At 46.1% G+C, this 17,900-nt stretch carries 16 protein-coding genes; 3 read left to right on the plus strand and 13 right to left on the minus strand.

Going from position 1 to position 17,900, the window contains the following annotated elements:
- Positions 1 to 10 precede the first annotated feature (10 nt).
- The 5 genes from UQW94_RS08475 to UQW94_RS08495 all read right to left on the minus strand — a co-directional run bounded on the left by UQW94_RS08475 (position 11) and on the right by UQW94_RS08495 (position 4,585).
- Positions 11 to 1,396, minus strand: coding sequence for a class II fumarate hydratase (locus tag UQW94_RS08475; RefSeq protein ID WP_017635560.1), 1,386 nt, complete (start codon positions 1,394 to 1,396; stop codon positions 11 to 13).
- A 17-nt stretch (positions 1,397 to 1,413) separates the two neighbouring features.
- The gene (locus UQW94_RS08480; protein ID WP_005382370.1) at positions 1,414 to 1,791 is read right to left on the minus strand and encodes a hypothetical protein; all 378 of its coding nucleotides are present in this window, start codon (positions 1,789 to 1,791) and stop codon (positions 1,414 to 1,416) included.
- Between the two features lie 199 nt (positions 1,792 to 1,990).
- The gene (locus UQW94_RS08485) at positions 1,991 to 2,473 is read right to left on the minus strand and encodes a hypothetical protein (RefSeq protein WP_005382371.1); all 483 of its coding nucleotides are present in this window, start codon (positions 2,471 to 2,473) and stop codon (positions 1,991 to 1,993) included.
- Positions 2,474 to 2,581: 108 nt separating this feature from the next.
- Complete coding sequence (locus tag UQW94_RS08490) at positions 2,582 to 4,309, minus strand: sodium:solute symporter family protein (RefSeq protein WP_322142191.1); 1,728 nt, start codon at positions 4,307 to 4,309, stop codon at positions 2,582 to 2,584.
- Between the two features lie 12 nt (positions 4,310 to 4,321).
- On the minus strand, positions 4,322 to 4,585 hold the full coding sequence (locus UQW94_RS08495; RefSeq protein ID WP_005382373.1) for a DUF4212 domain-containing protein: 264 nt from the start codon (positions 4,583 to 4,585) through the stop codon (positions 4,322 to 4,324).
- A gap of 520 nt (positions 4,586 to 5,105) precedes the next feature.
- On the opposite strand from UQW94_RS08495, the gene UQW94_RS08500 reads away from it, so the two are divergent.
- Positions 5,106 to 6,857, plus strand: a complete 1,752-nt coding sequence (locus UQW94_RS08500) for a potassium/proton antiporter (RefSeq protein WP_005382374.1) — start codon at positions 5,106 to 5,108, stop codon at positions 6,855 to 6,857.
- Here the strand turns inward: UQW94_RS08500 and UQW94_RS08505 are convergent.
- The 4 genes from UQW94_RS08505 to aspA form a co-directional block, all read right to left on the minus strand.
- The gene (locus UQW94_RS08505) at positions 6,854 to 7,483 is read right to left on the minus strand and encodes a response regulator (RefSeq protein ID WP_005382375.1); all 630 of its coding nucleotides are present in this window, start codon (positions 7,481 to 7,483) and stop codon (positions 6,854 to 6,856) included. The two genes, UQW94_RS08500 and UQW94_RS08505, sit on opposite strands and share 4 nt — an antisense overlap.
- A 194-nt stretch (positions 7,484 to 7,677) precedes the next feature.
- Complete coding sequence (locus UQW94_RS08510; RefSeq protein WP_258497897.1) at positions 7,678 to 9,510, minus strand: protein-disulfide reductase DsbD; 1,833 nt, start codon at positions 9,508 to 9,510, stop codon at positions 7,678 to 7,680.
- 161 nt (positions 9,511 to 9,671) lie between these two features.
- Complete coding sequence (locus UQW94_RS08515) at positions 9,672 to 10,979, minus strand: anaerobic C4-dicarboxylate transporter (protein WP_322142192.1); 1,308 nt, start codon at positions 10,977 to 10,979, stop codon at positions 9,672 to 9,674.
- A gap of 176 nt (positions 10,980 to 11,155) precedes the next feature.
- A complete protein-coding gene (aspA, locus tag UQW94_RS08520; protein ID WP_005382379.1) occupies positions 11,156 to 12,607 on the minus strand; it encodes an aspartate ammonia-lyase in 1,452 nt (483 codons plus the stop codon).
- A 431-nt stretch (positions 12,608 to 13,038) separates the two neighbouring features.
- On the opposite strand from aspA, the gene UQW94_RS08525 reads away from it, so the two are divergent.
- Positions 13,039 to 13,557, plus strand: coding sequence for an FxsA family protein (locus UQW94_RS08525; RefSeq protein ID WP_322142193.1), 519 nt, complete (start codon positions 13,039 to 13,041; stop codon positions 13,555 to 13,557).
- A gap of 70 nt (positions 13,558 to 13,627) precedes the next feature.
- Here UQW94_RS08525 and trmL read toward each other — a convergent pair whose 3' ends face one another.
- The 4 genes from trmL to UQW94_RS08545 form a co-directional block, all read right to left on the minus strand.
- On the minus strand, positions 13,628 to 14,107 hold the full coding sequence (trmL, locus tag UQW94_RS08530; RefSeq protein WP_005382381.1) for a tRNA (uridine(34)/cytosine(34)/5-carboxymethylaminomethyluridine(34)-2'-O)-methyltransferase TrmL: 480 nt from the start codon (positions 14,105 to 14,107) through the stop codon (positions 13,628 to 13,630).
- A gap of 136 nt (positions 14,108 to 14,243) precedes the next feature.
- The gene (locus UQW94_RS08535; RefSeq protein WP_005382382.1) at positions 14,244 to 14,852 is read right to left on the minus strand and encodes a superoxide dismutase; all 609 of its coding nucleotides are present in this window, start codon (positions 14,850 to 14,852) and stop codon (positions 14,244 to 14,246) included.
- Positions 14,853 to 15,026: 174 nt separating this feature from the next.
- A complete protein-coding gene (gene cpxA / locus UQW94_RS08540; RefSeq protein WP_005382383.1) occupies positions 15,027 to 16,421 on the minus strand; it encodes an envelope stress sensor histidine kinase CpxA in 1,395 nt (464 codons plus the stop codon).
- Positions 16,421 to 17,110 (minus strand): response regulator, encoded by a 690-nt coding sequence (locus UQW94_RS08545; protein ID WP_005382384.1) that lies wholly within the window; start codon positions 17,108 to 17,110, stop codon positions 16,421 to 16,423. Before UQW94_RS08545 ends, cpxA begins: the two co-directional genes overlap by 1 nt.
- Before the next feature lie 190 nt (positions 17,111 to 17,300).
- On the opposite strand from UQW94_RS08545, the gene UQW94_RS08550 reads away from it, so the two are divergent.
- Complete coding sequence (locus UQW94_RS08550; protein ID WP_322142194.1) at positions 17,301 to 17,813, plus strand: CpxP family protein; 513 nt, start codon at positions 17,301 to 17,303, stop codon at positions 17,811 to 17,813.
- Positions 17,814 to 17,900: the final 87 nt, after the last annotated feature.

Raw genomic sequence — 17,900 nt, forward strand, 5'->3', positions numbered from 1 at the left:
AGTTTGCCGTTTATTCTGCGACGCCGCCTTGGGTCAGTTTGGCTGGATTAAGCAATCGCTCTAGTGTGGCTCTATCCAAATCAGTTTCTTCTTCCGCGACATCAATAATCGCGCGTCCCTGTTTGTAGGCTTTTTTCGCGACTTCTGCCGCTTTTAGGTAACCAATGACCGGGTTGAGAGCCGTGACCAAAATTGGGTTTTTGGCGAGTGCTACATCCAAGTTATCTTGGCGAACTTCAAACGTCGCAATGGCTTTGTCAGCTAAAGCAGTTGCGCTGTTAGAGAGTAACTCGATACTCTCCAATACGTTATGAGCAATAACTGGCAGCATGACGTTAAGCTGGAAGTTGCCCGCTTGGCCTGCGACGGTAATGGTGGTGTCATTACCAATGACTTGCGCTGATGCCATAGCTGCGGCTTCTGGGATCACAGGATTTACTTTGCCAGGCATGATGGAAGAACCCGGTTGCAAGCCTTGTAATTCTATCTCACCTAAACCAGCCAATGGGCCTGAATTCATCCAACGAAGATCGTTTGCGATCTTCATGATCGCAACTGCTGCTGTTTTGAGCTGTCCCGACAGAGCGACGATCGCATCTTGACTGCTTAAATTGAAAAAGAAGTTATCACTGGCCGTGAACTGAATACGAGTTGACTGGGTTAGGTTGCTAGCGAATAAGTCTGCAAAGCGTGGATCGGCATTGATCCCCGTTCCAACCGCCGTACCACCTTGGGCTAAGGCTTTTACAGCAGGAAGTGCTTGTTCAATCGCTTGTTTTGCGTGCTCGATTTGGAACTGCCAACCGCCAAGTTCTTGAGCAAAGGTAATTGGCATCGCGTCCATTAAGTGGGTGCGACCGGTTTTTACAACATCTTTCAATGCTTGCTGTTTAGACTCTAGTGTTTGGCTGAGGTGTGACAGGGCCGGGAAGAGCTGTTTTTCAATGGCTAATGCTGCGCTAACTTGAATGGCCGTTGGTACCACATCGTTGCTGCTTTGTCCCATGTTGACGTGATCATTAGGGCTGACAGTGCCGCCTAGATGCTGGGAGGCCAGTGTTGCAATTACTTCATTCGCATTCATATTTGAGCTAGTACCTGATCCGGTTTGAAATACGTCAATTGGGAATTGCTCAATATGATTGCCTTCGATAATTGCTTGAGCTGCGTCAGCAATCGCGTTGGCAATATCTCCCTCAAGCAGCCCTAGCTGTGCGTTGGTGAGTGCCGCAGTCTGCTTGATGTGTGCTAACGCTTTGATAAAACCAGATGGCATTTTATGTTGACTGAATGAGAAGTTATCGACGGCGCGTTGAGTCTGGGCTTGGTAGAGAGCATCTGCAGGGACCGTTACTTCGCCCATACTGTCAGTTTCTATGCGGAATTCGGTGCTCATGGTAGGGATCCTTTTGGTTAATCAAGTGAGATTTGAATCAGGCGTAATTGTTGTTGTAGTGCGAGAAATTTCACGTCGCCTTGTTCAAACTGGTAGTAATAGCGTTTGAGACAGAATAATGGCGTATGGATAGAATCGAGACAGACACGACGGAAGATACGACTGCGAGTTGAGTCTTGAATTGCGTCTAGTAAATGGAAATAAACCTGACGTAAAAACAGCTCACACAACAATAGATTTTCTTCATCGGCATCGTGTTCATAACAGGAAGACAACACCATTCCCCAATGAATATAGTCATGAATCACGTCTGGCTCAAAGCCATGTGGTGCGGCGAGAAGGAATCTATCTTGGGCTTTAAAAAATGCGTTAAAGATGTCCCGTTTGTTGTCCATAACCACCTCTCATTAAATGTAATGATAATTATTATCAATTAACTTGTGAGTTGGCAACCCTTTTTACAGTAAGAGGTTGTTGAAGAAAGACTTACGGAAACAAAAGCCGACGCAAAGGCGTCGGCTGAGTAGGAGTTCATTTATGCTGAGTGAAACTAAGTCACTGTCATTTGAAGACCAGTGAATTAGCTTGTCAGCGTTATTCAGTAAATAAGGTTTCGTACTTCACAAATGCGGTTTGCGTTTCACCATAATACAGTGTGCCGCCTGATTGAATGACGACTCTTAACCAGCTTTCTGCAGATGCAGGCTTTGGTAAGGTGATGTACCAGCTTTGGCCTGCTTGATCGGCGGGCTTCATATCAATCGGTTGAGCGTTTTTCTCTTTGTCACTCACAATAGAAACTTTAACCCCTTCGAGTGGGTAAGCGGCGTTGAGTGACAATTCTAAGTTATTTTTAGTGAGTTTTTCCGAGCGAAATTTCACTTTAAAATCGCCATTTTCCATATCACACAGACCGCTGGTGTAACGACAATTAGACTTACTCGCGAGTTTGTAAGTTTCCCCTTCTTGCGCCGCGTGGGGCTTCTCGCTGAGGGCCATATCGGTACCGAAGTAAGCGATCAAAGAGAGAACTGGCGCAATCAGTAGAGCGAGAATAAAGTGCTTGTTTTTGAACATCTTGGCTTCCTTGCAACGACATACTGCGAATATGGTAACTGAAAAGTGAGAATAAAAAAGCCCCGGACGGCTGGTTCCAAACGGGGCTTTTGTGGTTTTGATTAGTTTTTAGTGATCCACTGCACTACCAGCACCTACTGGCACGCGAACGTGTTCGACTAGGTCTTTTACTTCTTGTGGCGTTTCTGCTGTTACTTTGGAGACAGCGAATGCGACGATGAAGTTAAATAGTGCGCCAATAGCACCAAACGCGTTTGGCTCAATACCCAGGAACCAGTTTGTTCCCCAGCTTTCTAGATATTTCCAATCAGCAACGAAAAGGATGCCTTTGTGTTGGAATACGTAGAACAGCGTAATACTGATACCTGCAATCATACCGGCGATTGCGCCTTCTTTGTTGATGATCTTGCTGAAGATGCCCATCATCAATGCAGGGAAGATGGATGAAGCGGCAAGACCAAAGGCGAGTGCTACCGTACCTGCGGCAAATCCAGGCGGATTTAAACCGAGATAGCCTGCGGCTGCTATCGCTACTGCCATTGATATTCGACTAGCAAGTAGCTCTTTTTTCTCGGATATGTTCGGATTGATAACCCCTTTGATTAAGTCATGGGAAATAGCTGAAGAAATGGCGAGTAGTAAACCTGCTGCGGTAGATAGTGCAGCTGCAAGACCACCTGCTGCCACAAGTGCGATCACCCAGTTTGGTAGTTTAGCGATCTCTGGGTTAGCCAATACCATGATGTCGTTATCAACGCGCAGTTCGTTGGTGGACGCATCTGAAGTGTATTGGATATTGCCATCGCCATTTTTATCGTCAAAACCGAGTAGTCCAGTTGTTTCCCAGTTTTTGAACCACGCAGGACGCTCGTCATACGCTAGGTGCTGACCCGGAGCTGGATTTACCGTATTCATTAGGTTGAGACGAGCCATCGCTGATACCGCTGGTGCTGTAGTGTAAAGGATGGCGATGAAGATCAGAGCCCAGCCTGCTGATGTACGTGCGTCGCGAACCTTCGGCACGGTAAAGAAACGGATAATTACGTGTGGTAGACCGGCAGTACCAATCATCAGTGACATGGTGTAGACAAACATATTAAGTGTGTCGCCACGTACTTGGGTCGTGTATTCACTGAATCCGAGTTCGGTCACCACTTGGTCAAGCCGATCGAGTAGATAGACATCGGTACCAGCCATGGTACTCCCCAGACCAATTTGTGGGATTGGGTTACCAGTGAGTTGCAGAGAGATAAAGATTGCAGGGATAGTGTAAGCAAGAATGAGTACGCAATATTGAGCAATCTGCGTGTAAGTGATGCCTTTCATGCCGCCAAGAACCGCGTACATGAAAACGATACACATACCAATTAATAGGCCAGTGGAGTAGTCCACTTCTAAGAAGCGACCAAACGCAACACCCACGCCTTTCATCTGACCGATAACATAAGTCACTGATGCGATGATAAGACAAACAACCGCTACGATACGTGCGGTATTGGAGTAAAAGCGTTCACCAACAAACTCTGGCACCGTAAACTTCCCAAATTTGCGTAGGTAAGGCGCTAGCAACAGCGCAAGCAGAACGTAACCACCAGTCCAACCCATTAGAAATACTGAGCCGCCATAGCCCATGAAGGCAATTAAGCCTGCCATTGAGATAAACGACGCTGCGGACATCCAATCGGCTGCGGTTGCCATACCGTTTGCAATCGGGTTTACACCGCCACCAGCAACATAAAACTCTTTGGTTGAGCCGGCGCGAGCCCAAATAGCAATCCCGATGTACAGGATGAACGTGGCGCCAACGACCAGGTAGGTAATAGTTTTCAAATCCATCTGAGTGACTCCTTATTCGTCCACGCCGAATTCACGGTCAATTTGGCGCATCTTCCATGCGTAATAGAAAATAATTCCTAGGAAGGCATAGATGGAGCCTTGTTGAGCAAACCAGAAACCGAGTTTGTAACCGCCTAGTTGAAATTGATTTAGTACGTCGACAAATAAGATGCCGCAGCCGAAAGACACGACGAACCAGATGACCATTAGGCCGATCATGAGCTTCACGTTTTTGTCCCAATAGGCTTTGGCTCTTTCTTCGCTTTCAAATGCCATTGCCGTCTCCTTACGATTGGTATTGTTGTTAATGAAATGTTTCAATATGTACATTAGCAAGGTGTTGGCAATAACTCTTTTCAACTTTAGTCGGGGTGTTAAAAATGAAGAACCTCCATGCTATGGGCTTTTGCAGCGAATAAAGGGGTAAAATGTTATGTTAATAAACTGTTAAGTTAGCCAAAGGTCTAAAGGTTGATTGGATAAACAAGCATGATTAAGACGGGCCATTAATCTTTTCTTCATTGAATTTGGAGATGCTGTGTAAATATTGGTGGTGATCTTGTGGCTCTTAAAGAGAGAAGGCGTAGATAAGAAAGATCACAAGTAATTTATTTACATAAAGTTTTCGCATCAAATCACCGTTTTAACGCACAATAAAGTAATATAACTGAGTCATTCTCGTACAACCTCGCATTTTGAGACGGTGTAAAGGGGAGGCAGATTAGGGCATTACCTCATTAACGAAGTAGCCTTGCTCATCACAATTATTATCGTTTTTCATTAAGGGAGGGTGAGAATGGACGCAGACACCATTAACAGTTTTTTTCTAATAGGTGCGTTGTTAATCGCACTTAGCGTTCTTTTAAGCCCAGTGTCTTCTAAGTTGGGAATCCCAATTCTTTTGGTATTTTTAGCCGTTGGAATGCTGGCGGGGGAAGACGGCTTAGGCGGCATTTTATTCGATAACTTTTCCATCGCTTATTTGGTTAGTAACCTCGCATTAGCCATCATTTTGCTTGATGGTGGGATGAGAACGCGGGTCGCCAGCTTTAGGGTTGCGTTATGGCCCTCGGTCTCTTTGGCGACATTTGGCGTTGCGATCACCACCATTTTGACCGGGCTGATGGCAACGTGGTTATTCGACTTAGATTTATTGCAAGGTATATTGGTTGGTGCGATTGTTGGTTCCACCGATGCTGCCGCGGTCTTCTCTCTACTCAAAGGTCGTAGCCTGAACGAACGTGTTGGTTCAACGCTGGAAATTGAATCCGGCACCAATGACCCAATGGCGGTGTTTCTGACCGTAACTCTGATTGCTATTTTAGCGAACCCTGGCGCAGATTTAAGTGCGGGCTTTTTGGCGTTCAGTTTTCTTAAGCAGTTTGGTATCGGCGCGTTACTTGGCTTCGCTGGTGGCTGGATCTTATGGAAAGTTATCAATCGCAATCAATTACCAGATGGGCTGTATTCTATTTTAACGGTCAGTGGTGGCTTGCTTATTTTTGCTTTATCTAACACTTTGGGTGGCAGTGGTATTTTGTCGATTTACCTTGTTGGTCTTTTATTAGGTAACCGTCCAACACGCAGCCGCCATTCTATTCTTCATGTTTTAGATGGTATGACGTGGCTAGCTCAAATTGGTATGTTCTTGGTGCTTGGCTTGTTGGTTACACCATCCAATTTACTCTCTATTGCGTTGCCAGGTCTTGCGCTTGCTTTCGGGATGATTTTGTTTGCCCGACCAATCTCAGTTTGGATTGGTTTACTGCCATTCAAGAGTTTCACGCCACGTGAAAAGTGGTTTGTCTCTTGGGTAGGATTGCGTGGCGCTGTACCTATCATCCTCGCGGTATTTCCAATGATGGCAGGGTTGCCAGATGCTCAACTGTACTTCAATTTGGCATTCTTTGTAGTAATGGTGTCTTTGATAGTACAAGGGGGCACGTTGACTAAGGCGATGTCTCTTGCAAAGGTCGAGCTACCTTCTAAGCCTGAGCCAATTTCGCGTACGGGTGTAGAGATTTACCCGACCAGTGAGTGGGAGCTGTTTATCTATAGACTTAAAGCAGATAAATGGTGCATTGGTGAGCCATTACGTAGTCTTTCGATGCCGGAAGGAACGCGTATCGCCGCTGTATTTCGCAGTAAAGAGCTATTGCACCCATCCGGCAGTACACGTCTTGAGGAAGATGATACCTTGTGTGTATTAGCACAAGAAAAGGATTTAGATGCACTGAGCTTACTGTTTAGTGAAGCCCCAGAGAAAGCGTCGCTAGCGCGATTCTTCGGTGACTTCTTCCTCGATATTGAAGTGAAGCTTGCCGATATTGCCGTGATGTATGGTTTGAATCTGGGGGATGAACCGCTGGATAAAAGCTTGAGAAACCTTGTCGAAGAGCAATTAGGTAGCACGCCAGTATTGGGAGACCATTTCGAGTGGCAAGGTTTGCATTGGATCGTCGCTGATGTTGTTGATCAGCAGGTCACTAAAGTCGGTATCCGATTGCCAAACGAAAAAAGTAAGTCTGACGATAAGACGTCAATCTAGTCGCTCATTTCCGTCAGCATAATCACGGCTTGCGTGCGGTTCTTTACACCGAGCTTACGGAAAATCGCTGTCATGTGCGCTTTTATGGTGGCTTCTGAAACATTCAATTCGTAAGCGATTTGCTTGTTCAGCAAGCCATCGGACAACATTCCCAACACTTTATATTGCTGCGGTGTTAGCGCAGCAATCTTTTCCGCTAAGTCATTACATGCCGCGTTATTGGTGATCAACCCTTCAGGGAAGTATGGGTCGCCATTCAGCACTTGATTGAGCGCGTTCACTAATTCGCGCATGTCGCTGGACTTGGGAATAAAACCAAATGCACCATGGCTTTTCACTTGCGTCACGATCGCCGGCTCTTCACTCGCTGAAACGACGACGATAGGTAAATCTGGATGCTCTGCTCGCAAATGAATCAAGCCAGACATACCATTTGCTCCTGGCATTTTGAGATCCAATAGCACTAAATCTGGTTCTTCCTCTCGCTCCAACAAAGCCAGAAGTGCGTCGAGTGAGTCCGCTTCCAGCAAATTTGCACCACTAATAGCCATGTGGATAGATTGAAACAAGGCATTCCGGAAGAGTGGGTGATCATCTGCAATAATGATGGTGTAGGTCGAATCCATGACGTTAAACACTTTTGACTATTTCGTTAAATTTATTATTGTCCAGCTTTGAGAGAGTGGACAATATTTATTCGCTAAAAGTCTGAACCAAATCGACTTTTATTAGGAAAATTGCATATAAACGCAATGTTCTTATTCAAATCTGAGCAACAAAAAAAGCCAGTGGACATCACTGGCGTTTGAATATCTGGTTATCAGAACTGCTTGATATGCTCTAAGAAAGGCTCGGCTTGCATAAAGCCCGTCAAACGAGCGTTTGAAACGTGTTCACCACTGGCATCCCAAAACTCAATTGTTGGTAAACCAAGCACACTCATGTGCTTCAGTAGTTCGATGTCTTGCACTTGGTTTTTGGTCACGTCCGCTTGCAGAAGAACGAAGTCTTGCAGTTTGGCTTCGACGCTTGGGTCATGGAAGGTGTACTTTTCAAACTCTTTACATGCTACACACCAATCGGCGTAGAAATCGAGCATGACGGGTTTACCTGCCGCTTTCGCAAGTGCCAGTTGTTCTTCAAGCTCCGCCACGTTAGCAATGCGAGTAAAGCTAACAGTGGCTTGCTGAGTTTGTGTTGTGCTGTTGCCAAACCAGTAATTTAAGGTAGGTTGTGCTGAGGCTAGCAAACCTAAGACGGCGATTATGCCCACGGCACTTTGTTTCCAGCCACCAAACTCTAGACTGTTTTTGATGTGGTATAGCCAACCAAAAGCAGCAATACCCAGTGCTGACCACAGAATCGTTGACCACATTTCTGGCATGATGCGTTCTAGTAAGAAGATAGGTGCGGCAAGCAGAATAAAGCCGAAGAGTGTTTTCACTCGGTCCATCCAACCGCCGGCTTTTGGTAGCAACTTGTTGCCAAATACCGCTACAAGGATCAGCGGAATACCCATGCCCATCGCTAGTGCGTAAAGGGCGACCCCACCGGTGAGTAAGTCGCCACTTTGTGCTACGTAAAGCAGCGCACCAGAGAGTGGGGCGGTAGTACACGGAGAACAAACCAAGCCAGATATTGCCCCCATTGCAAACACGCCAGCACTGCTACCACCTTGCTGCTTGTTACTTAAGTTATTCAGCCACGTTTGCACGCTGCTTGGTAGCTGTAATGAGTACAGACCAAACATAGAAAAAGCGAGTGCGATGAACAGTACGCTCAAACCAATCAGCACATAAGGGTGTTGCATTGCCGCTTGGAACTGCATGCCAGCAGACGCGACCACAAGGCCGAGTAGGGTGTAAGTCAGCGCCATGCCTTGCACGTAGACGAATGACAAGCCTAGCGCGCGGCGTTGGCTTAGTTTGCCACTGCCAAGCACTATGCTGGTCAGAATTGGGTACATCGGTAGCACACAAGGTGTAAACGCCAAGCCCACACCAAGCGCCAAGAACAGAAGTGGTGTCCACCAGTTATCAGCAAGGTTGGCTGCAAGGCTATCTTGCTGTGTTACTGGCGCCGATGATGTGTCACCAGACGTAGATGATTGCGCCGCTGGTGGCGTTGCTGTTGGTGCCTGTTCTGCTTTTGATGCAGTTGTCGCCGTTGTTGAATCTGAGTTCGACGAAGTAAACGCGCTGATAGGAATCACGCGAGTTTCTGGCGGGTAACAGAAGCCTGCTTTCGCACAACCTTGGTATTGCACCACCACGCGCGCACCGTCTTGCCAATCATGCATTGGTACATTAACGAAGAGAGGTTGAGTATAGATATGCACGTCACCAAAGAATTCATCTTTATGCGGTGTGCCGTCTTCCATTTGCAGTTCGCCTAGCGATACTTTCTCACCAGCTACAGACAAGCGCTCTTGATATAGGTAGTACCCGTCACGTACCTGCCAATCGAGCATCAATTTGTCACCTTGCTGGTAGAAGTTAAATGGAAACGCCTGATCAACCGGAACAAAGCTGTCGCTGCTGCTACCAAAACTGTTGTTCTGGCTACTGTTAAACTGGTCTTTGCCAAATAAAGCTAAAGACGGAGTGGAAAAGGTAATGAGCCCTAAGAGTAAAACGGAAAGTAATGCGCGCATAAAAGAGTCAATTCATCTTAGATAATTGCCGTTAGTGTAACTCAATCAGACCCGGAGGCGAGTCAATAAGTTTCATGAAAATGAAGATTTATTGAGCATAAATCAAGACAACAGGCAATAAAAAAGGGAGCCGAAGCTCCCCGAGTAAGACTCTGTTTCTACTAGATCAGTAGACCACCGAATGCGAAGCCAAGTGCTACCGCAGAAGCGATGGTTACCACACCAGGTACAAAGAATGGGTGGTTGAATACGTACTTACCGATACGAGTTGAACCCGTGTCGTCCATCTCAACCGCGGCAAGTAGCGTTGGGTAAGTTGGCAGCACGAATAGCGCACTTACTGCTGCGAAAGATGCAACTGCGGTAAGTGGTGCCACACCGATAGCAAGTGCTGCTGGCATTAGCGCAACCGTGGTTGCACCTTGAGAGTAAAGCAGCATTGAAGCGAAGAATAGAACAAGTGCTAGCATCCATGGGTAGTCTGCTAGTAGCGCACCCGCAACTTCTTTGATGCCGTCAACGTGCGCGTTAACGAACGTAGAACCTAGCCATGCCACACCAAGAACACACACACATGCTGTCATACCAGAGCGGAATGTTGCTGCGGCTGGGATTTTGCCAGCATCGATTTTACAGCTCATTACGATAGCTGCCGCAGCTGCTAGCATTACCGTCATGATAGCTTCGTTACGACCTAGAGCAGGGTTCTCGATAAGGCCAACAGAGCCAGAAATTGCTGCTGCGTAACACACGACAAATGCGATTGCGCCTAGGAAGATGAAGGTTGCTTTCTTCGCTGTTGGTAGGATTTCGCGTTTTGCTTCTGTATTTAGCTTGATTAAGCCTTTTTCTAGACGCTCTTGGTATTCAGCATCGTCTTTTAGCTCACAGCCCATGAAGTTCGCCACGAACGCACCGATCATGCACGCGATGAACGTCGTTGGGATACAGATTGCTAGTAGTGTTAGGTAGTCAACGCCAAATGGGTGCAGCATTGCCGCGAACGCTACAACAGCCGCTGAGATTGGTGATGCGGTGATAGCGATTTGCGATGCTACGACCGCGATAGACAGTGGACGAGAAGGGCGCACGCCTTGGCCTTTCGCTACTTCTGCAATCACTGGCAAAGTAGAGAATGCCGTGTGGCCAGTACCCGCCATTAATGTCATTAGGTAAGTTACGATAGGCGCATAAAAGGTGATGCGCTCAGGATGCTTGCGCAAAAAGTTTTCAGCAACTTGCACCATCCAGTCTAAACCACCAGCTACTTGCATTGCTGCGATAGCGGTGATTACAGACATGATGATCAAAATTACGTCAACGGGAATGTAAGCTTGGCTTGTTGGTACGCCCAAGATCAAAGACAACGCAATGACCCCAGCACCACCGGCAAAACCAATGCCGATACCACCGATTCTTGCCCCCAAATAGATGAAGAGCAGAACCACGAAGAGTTCGACTATGACCATATTGATACCTCTTTAGTTTTTTATTTGATTCTGATTTTTTGAACACTCAGGAACAGGAGTAAATGCTCAGAGAATGAGAACCTAGTGGTTTAGCGGCAATAAAAGCATATAAAAAATGTGGTTAACCGTATGAGAGCCTAAAAAAGGGGCCTGAGTGGCCCCCTTCGGATTCGTTATTACTCGTAACGTTTTGCTTTGTAAGTAGGATGCATGAAGTTTTCTACTGACAAGATTTCATCAAGCTCCTCTGCTGTAAGCAGACCGCGCTCTAGCACGACTTCACGAACACTCTTACCAGTTTCTGCACAAATCTTACCTACGATGTCACCTTCGTGGTGGCCGATGTATGGGTTTAGGTAAGTGACGATACCGATAGAGTTGTAAACGTAGTTTTCGCAAACTTCTTTGTTCACAGTGATGCCGTCGATACATTTATCACGTAGGTTCACACACGCGTTGTGTAGTAGAGAGATAGACTCAAACACACTTTGTGCGATCACAGGTTCCATTACGTTTAGCTGTAGCTGACCGCCTTCTGCTGCGAAAGAAACCGTGTTGTCGTTACCGAGAACTTTGAAGCAAACTTGGTTTACTACTTCTGGGATAACTGGGTTTACTTTAGCTGGCATGATTGAAGAGCCTGCTTGCATTTCAGGTAGGTTCAATTCATTTAGACCCGCACGAGGACCAGAAGAAAGTAGACGAAGGTCGTTACAGATCTTCGATAGTTTCACTGCTAGGCGTTTTAGCGCGCCGTGAGTCATTACGTATGCACCACAGTCAGACGTTGCTTCGATAAGGTCTTCTGCTGCAACAACGTCAAGGCCTGTTACTTCCGCTAGGTGTTTTACTGCAAGCGCTTGGTAGCCAGTTGGTGTATTTAGACCAGTACCGATTGCGGTTGCGCCTAGGTTGATTTCTAGGAGGAGTTTAGATGTGTAATCTAGAGCACGAATCTCTTCGTTTAGTGTTACCGCCCATGCATGGAACTCTTGACCGACTGTCATTGGTACTGCGTCTTGAAGCTGAGTACGGCCCATTTTCAGTACATCTTTAAACTCAACGGCTTTAAGTTCGAATGCGCCTTTTAGGTACTCAATTGCTTCCATTAGCTTGTGTACGCTGTTGTATACCGCAATACGGAAACCTGTTGGGTACGCACAGTTGGTTGATTGGCTCTTGTTTACATGGTCATTTGGATTAACAAATTCGTATTGGCCTTTCTCTTTACCCATCAACTCAAGCGCAACGTTTGCGATCACTTCGTTCGTGTTCATGTTAACTGAAGTGCCTGCACCGCCTTGGAATACGTCTGATGGGAACTGATCCATGCACTTGCCAGTTTCTAGGATCAAATCACACGCTTCGATGATGTAGTTTGCAACGTCTTTTGGAATAGCGCCAAGTTCTTTGTTTGCTAACGCTGCTGCTTTTTTGGTCATTACCATGCCGCGTACAAATTCTGGTACGTCAGAGATGGTCATATTAGAGATGTTGAAGTTCTCGATCGCACGTAGCGTATGAATACCGTAGTACGCATCTGCAGGGACATGACGTTGACCTAATAGATCTTCTTCAATACGAGTGGCTGGGTTTGCTGTTTTTGGAGCATCAGATAGGGTAGCCATAGCAGGATCCTTAGATGATAATTCTGATAATAAAGTTATTTATTAGCCATTTCTGCAATCTAGAATCCATTCATCAGAATTTTTGGCTGGAAAATCCGTCCTGACTTATGTGGCACATGATACTGCACCTAGCGCATAAAAATAGTAACTAGATCACCTTTTTCGTTTTTCATGAGTCAATAATTTGCAAAGTATGAACGGGTTATTAATAACCCTTTATAGGTACTCGATTTTCCTCGACAAACATGAGTTTTTAGAGTTCGAAATTAGCACTTTAAAAGCACGAAAAAATCGGTATGCAATTGAATGAAACGCGTTCCCGCTACTTTGTCTAAAAGAGAAGGAGACCAGTATGAACACGCTTTTTTACAACGATTCGTTTGAGCTTAGTCTGCTTTTACCATTACACTGAATTAAACAAAGGAGGGCGTGTGTTTCCTATCTTATTATTAGCGTTTATTTTTGTTCCGATCATTGAAATCGGCTTATTTATTCAGGTGGGCGGCTTTTTAGGTTTATGGCCGACCATTGCACTAGTCTTAATCACTGCATTTGTTGGTGCGTCGTTGGTTCGTAGCCAAGGTATACAAACACTGATGTCAGTACAGGGGTGTCTTGAACAAGGTGAAATTCCAGCCCAGCAAATTTTTGAAGGCGTAATGCTAGCGGTGGCTGGCGTGCTACTGTTAACCCCGGGCTTTATGACCGATGCCCTTGGTATGTTGGTGTTGCTTCCTGCGCCACGCGCCGCGATAGCTAAATACTTGATGAGCAAAATGGTGGTGAAAACCATGCATGGTGGTGGCTTCCAAGGTGGTTTCTCTAACCAGGGGCCATTTGAGCAAGACCCGTTCCGTCGTGACCCTTTTGATTCCCAGTCAGATAATGGCAAGACCTTCGAAGGGGAATACGAGCGTAAAGACGATGATGATCGCAACAAGCTCAACTGATTGAGTTAGACAGTAAAGAAAACAAAAGGGCGCACCAAGCGCCCTTTTCTGTATTTGGAATTCGTGCTGCTTACAATGCGCCTTCAAAGCCCATTTGACGCCATGCTTCAAAAGCAATGATCGCAACGGCATTCGAAAGGTTTAGGCTGCGCGCATCTGGCATCATTGGAATGCGAATACGCTGCTCCATTGGCAAGCTATCGATGATTTCAGCAGGCAAGCCACGAGTTTCTGGACCAAACATCAAAACATCACCCGCTTGGTATTGTGCATCAACGTGGTGACCTGTGGTTTTGGTGGTGCAGGCAAACAATCGATAGTTACCTTGCTTCTCTTTCTCTAAATACTCTAAGAACGCTTGATAGTTTTTATGGCGTGTTACGCGAGCTAAATCATGGTAATCCAAACCAGCACGGCGGACTTTTTTCTCTTCAAGATCGAAACCCAGAGGTTCAATTAAGTGAAGGTTTGCACCGCAGTTGGCGCATAGTCGAATGATGTTGCCGGTGTTCGGCGCGATTTCTGGTTCGTATAAAGCGATATCAAACATGGTATTGAAATAGAGTTGGTCAAAGAGAGGGGCAGTATATACCCAAGTCACCGAGATATGCGAGATTCAGCAAGATTGACCTGGGTATGAAAGCAGGCATTAGCGCGGATGTTAATACCGTGAGTAGTGATGCTCTTTATAAGAGAGCGTGAGCATAGTTTTCTTCAACTGCTCGCCAGTTGACGACGTTCCACCACGCATCAATATATTCTGGGCGACGGTTTTGGTAGCTGATGTAATACGCGTGCTCCCACACGTCTAATGCGAGGATTGGTTCACCGCGCACATCCACTACGTCCATCAGAGGGTTGTCTTGATTACTGGTGGACGTAATGTGAATCTCACCATCTTTTACGATCAGCCATGCAAAGCCAGACCCAAAGGTATTGATGGCAGCTTGGGCAAACGCCTCTTTAAATTGCGCAAAGCTACCAAATTTATCGTTAATTGCTTGAGCAAGCGCGCCTTGAGGCTCTCCGCCACCGTTTGGTGACATGCAATTCCAATAAATGATGTGGTTGTAATAGCCGCCACCATTATTACGTACTGCTGGACTGAGCTTAGAGATATTGTCAAAGATCTCGTCTAATGACTGAGTTTCGAGCTCGCTCCCTTCAACGGCATTTACAAACTTATCAAAGTACGTCTTGTGGTGTTTGCTGTAATGCACTTCCATGGTTTTCGCGTCGATGTACGGCTCTAGTGAATCGTACGGGTAAGGCAGAGCGGGAAATGTATGTGACATAGTAAATCCTCCTTAATTGGAAAATTTACTTTAATGCTAACGATAATTATTATCAACTTTGATCTTTGTAAGGGTATTCTAAGAAGCCTCACCAATTTCTAAAGTGAGGGTGGGGCTGTGAATCACTCACTCTAGAAATATGGTGCGAATTATTGTTAGTTCATCAAATTGAGACTAACAATTGATCGGTAAGGTGATACTCATACGCAATCCGCCTAAAGGACTTCGGCTGGCTGCGATCGTGCCACTGTGCTGGCGAATGGCACTTTCGGTAATGGTTAGGCCGAGACCTGTGCCGCCAGAGTGGCGATCGCGTGCCGTGGAAACGCGATAGAACGGGCGAAAAATCGCGGCCAGTTCCTCTTCTGGTACACCTTCTCCATTATCGTCAACCGTGATACGAAGCGTATCGTCATCGGCTTTGATGTCGATTTGTACCTCGTCTTTTCCGTAGTAAATGGCGTTACGAACGATATTTTCCACCGCACTCATCAGCAGTTTAGGGTTACCGGAAATATTGCGCTTAGGTAATTCTGAATAGTGTAGCTGTTTGCCCATTTGCTCTGCTTCAAACTGCGCATCTTTAATGATTTCTTCCCATAAACTTTCTAGTGGCTGTGTTTCGCGAGTCATATGACTGTTCGCCTGCATGCGAGAAAGCTCTAGTAGTTCGCTGATCATCTGTTCCAAGCGCTGCGCTTCGGTATCGATACGAGTCAGTTCTGGGCTTTCGCCTTGTTTACGCGTCGCTAATGCGCTTGCCATGCGCAGACGAGTTAAAGGTGAGCGCAGCTCGTGAGAGATATCGGATAGCAAACGTTGTTGTCCTGAAATCATCTGATTAACCGCTTCGACCATCTGGTTGAAGCTGCTACCTGCTTGACGAAACTCCGCCGTGCCTTTTTCTAAATTTGGGTCTGTGACAAATTCACCTTTCGCCACACGTTGAGCAGCGGCTTCAAGACGACGTGCAGGCTGACTCAAAGCCCAAGCAAGCCATAACAGCAATGGTGTACTAACCAGCATGACCGCAAGCAAGAGCTGGAATGGGTGATCAAACAGACGCAGGAGTAGAGGTGGTGGCTCATTCCATTTGAAGCCCACGTACATCAAGATATCGGAACCTGCCAAAGTGATAGGAATTGGGCCCGCAATCATGTATCGACCATACAGCTTCTGCTTTGGATTATTGTAATCTTCGATACTGGTGACAAAGTTTTGCATGGCACGCAATTGAAAATTGCTGCGTTTTTCTGTCGTAAGAACATTACCGCTGTAGTCAGAAAAAAACACTCGTGGGCGAGGGTCGTGCTTGCCGTGGCGGTTGCCCTCGATACGAAAAAGTATGCGGCCTAAATCAGTTTGCTGGCTGTATTTTTGTTGGATTGAGTCACGCGTTTCTACCATACGTTTGTAGTGTTCTTCTGGAATATCGCGAGCTTTGCGTGGGTCCAAATGTGGCAGTGATAGCACGGCTATCAATACTAATAACATGGTGAACCAAAAAATGGCAAAGATGCGTCCATACAGGCTATTGATGTTTGGCAGTTTGATGCGTGATAGGCGCATTAATCCTCCTCAAGCAGCATGTAGCCACGACCACGCAGGGTTTTAATTCGCGGCTTGCCATTGCTTTGATCTGGTAATTTTTTACGTAAGTTCGAGACATGCATATCGATAGCGCGATCAAAAGCAGCGAGTCGTTTACCAAGCACATCTAAGCTCAGTGTCTCTTTGGTCAGCACTTGTCCTGGGTTTTGTACGAAGTGGGTGAGTAGCGCAAACTCGGTTGCTGTGAGATCGAGTAACTGTTGCTCACAATACGCTTCTTGCTTACCGGGATAGAGGCGGATTTCTTGATACTCAATGCAATCGCTGTTTTTGGTATTTTTTTGTGTGCTGCTAGTGCGGCGTAAAATCGCGCGGATACGCGCTAACAGCTCTCGGTCACTAAAAGGTTTTGGTAAATAGTCGTCCGCGCCCAGTTCCAAGCCGATCACGCGATCAATTTCTTCCCCTTTAGCGGTCAGCATCAAGACGGGAGTTTCCCAATTTTCACGTAAGCGTTTCAGCGTTTCCATGCCATTGAGTTTTGGCATCATGACATCCAACAAAATCAAATCAATCTTATCATTGATCGCGGCTAAGCCGGCTTCACCGTCATTTGCTTCGCTGACGTCAAACCCTTCGAAACTGAGTACTTCTTTTAATAAGCTGGTTAGCTCGATATCGTCATCGATTAAAAGAATGTTTGCCATGGGGGCACCTATAGTAAGTTACCGATAGCCTAATATTACATTGGAATGATGCGCAACGAAGAGGAGAAAAATCACTCTTTACGATTCTTTACGCTCCCTATACGTCGCTTTACCTAGCGGGTCGTATTCTATACTCAAGCGCTGTGAGAACAGCTCAGAAGAACCACTCACCTGTGTAAGGAATCGTATTATGAAGTCTGCAAAAAAACTTGTGTTAGCTGCTGTTGTTCTACCTCTTACTCTTGGCGCCGCAAGCGCATTCGCTTACGGTGGTAAAAACCATCATAAAGGCCCTCGTGACGAATGCGGCATGGGTATGGACCGAGGTGTCATGCGTCAACTAGACCTGACTGATGCACAAAAAGATCAGCTAAAAGAAATGCGTGAAGCAAACAAAACAGAAATGAAAGCAAAATTCGCTGATGGCAAAGAAGCACGTATGGCTGAGCGTCAAGCGCATCACGCAAAAGTACAATCGCTTTTGCTGGCGGATAACTTTGATGAAGCTCAAGCTAGCGAATTAGCAAAAGAGATGGTTGAGCGCCAAACGGAACGTCGCGTGCAAATGCTAGAAAGAAAGCACCAAATGCTTAGCGTATTAACACCTGAGCAGAAAGCGAAATTTGTTGAGCTACAAAATGAACGTATGCAAGAGTGTGGCGACAGAATGCACAAGCGCATGGAAAAGTCGCGCAATAATTAAGTCATGAATTGATGTTATATAAAGAGGCAGCCATTGGTTGCCTCTTTTTGACCTGGTTATTTCATGGTCATTCAATATACTCAACGT

Source organism: Vibrio sp. PBL-C16, assembly GCF_034321865.1.
Taxonomy (GTDB): domain Bacteria; phylum Pseudomonadota; class Gammaproteobacteria; order Enterobacterales; family Vibrionaceae; genus Vibrio; species Vibrio alginolyticus.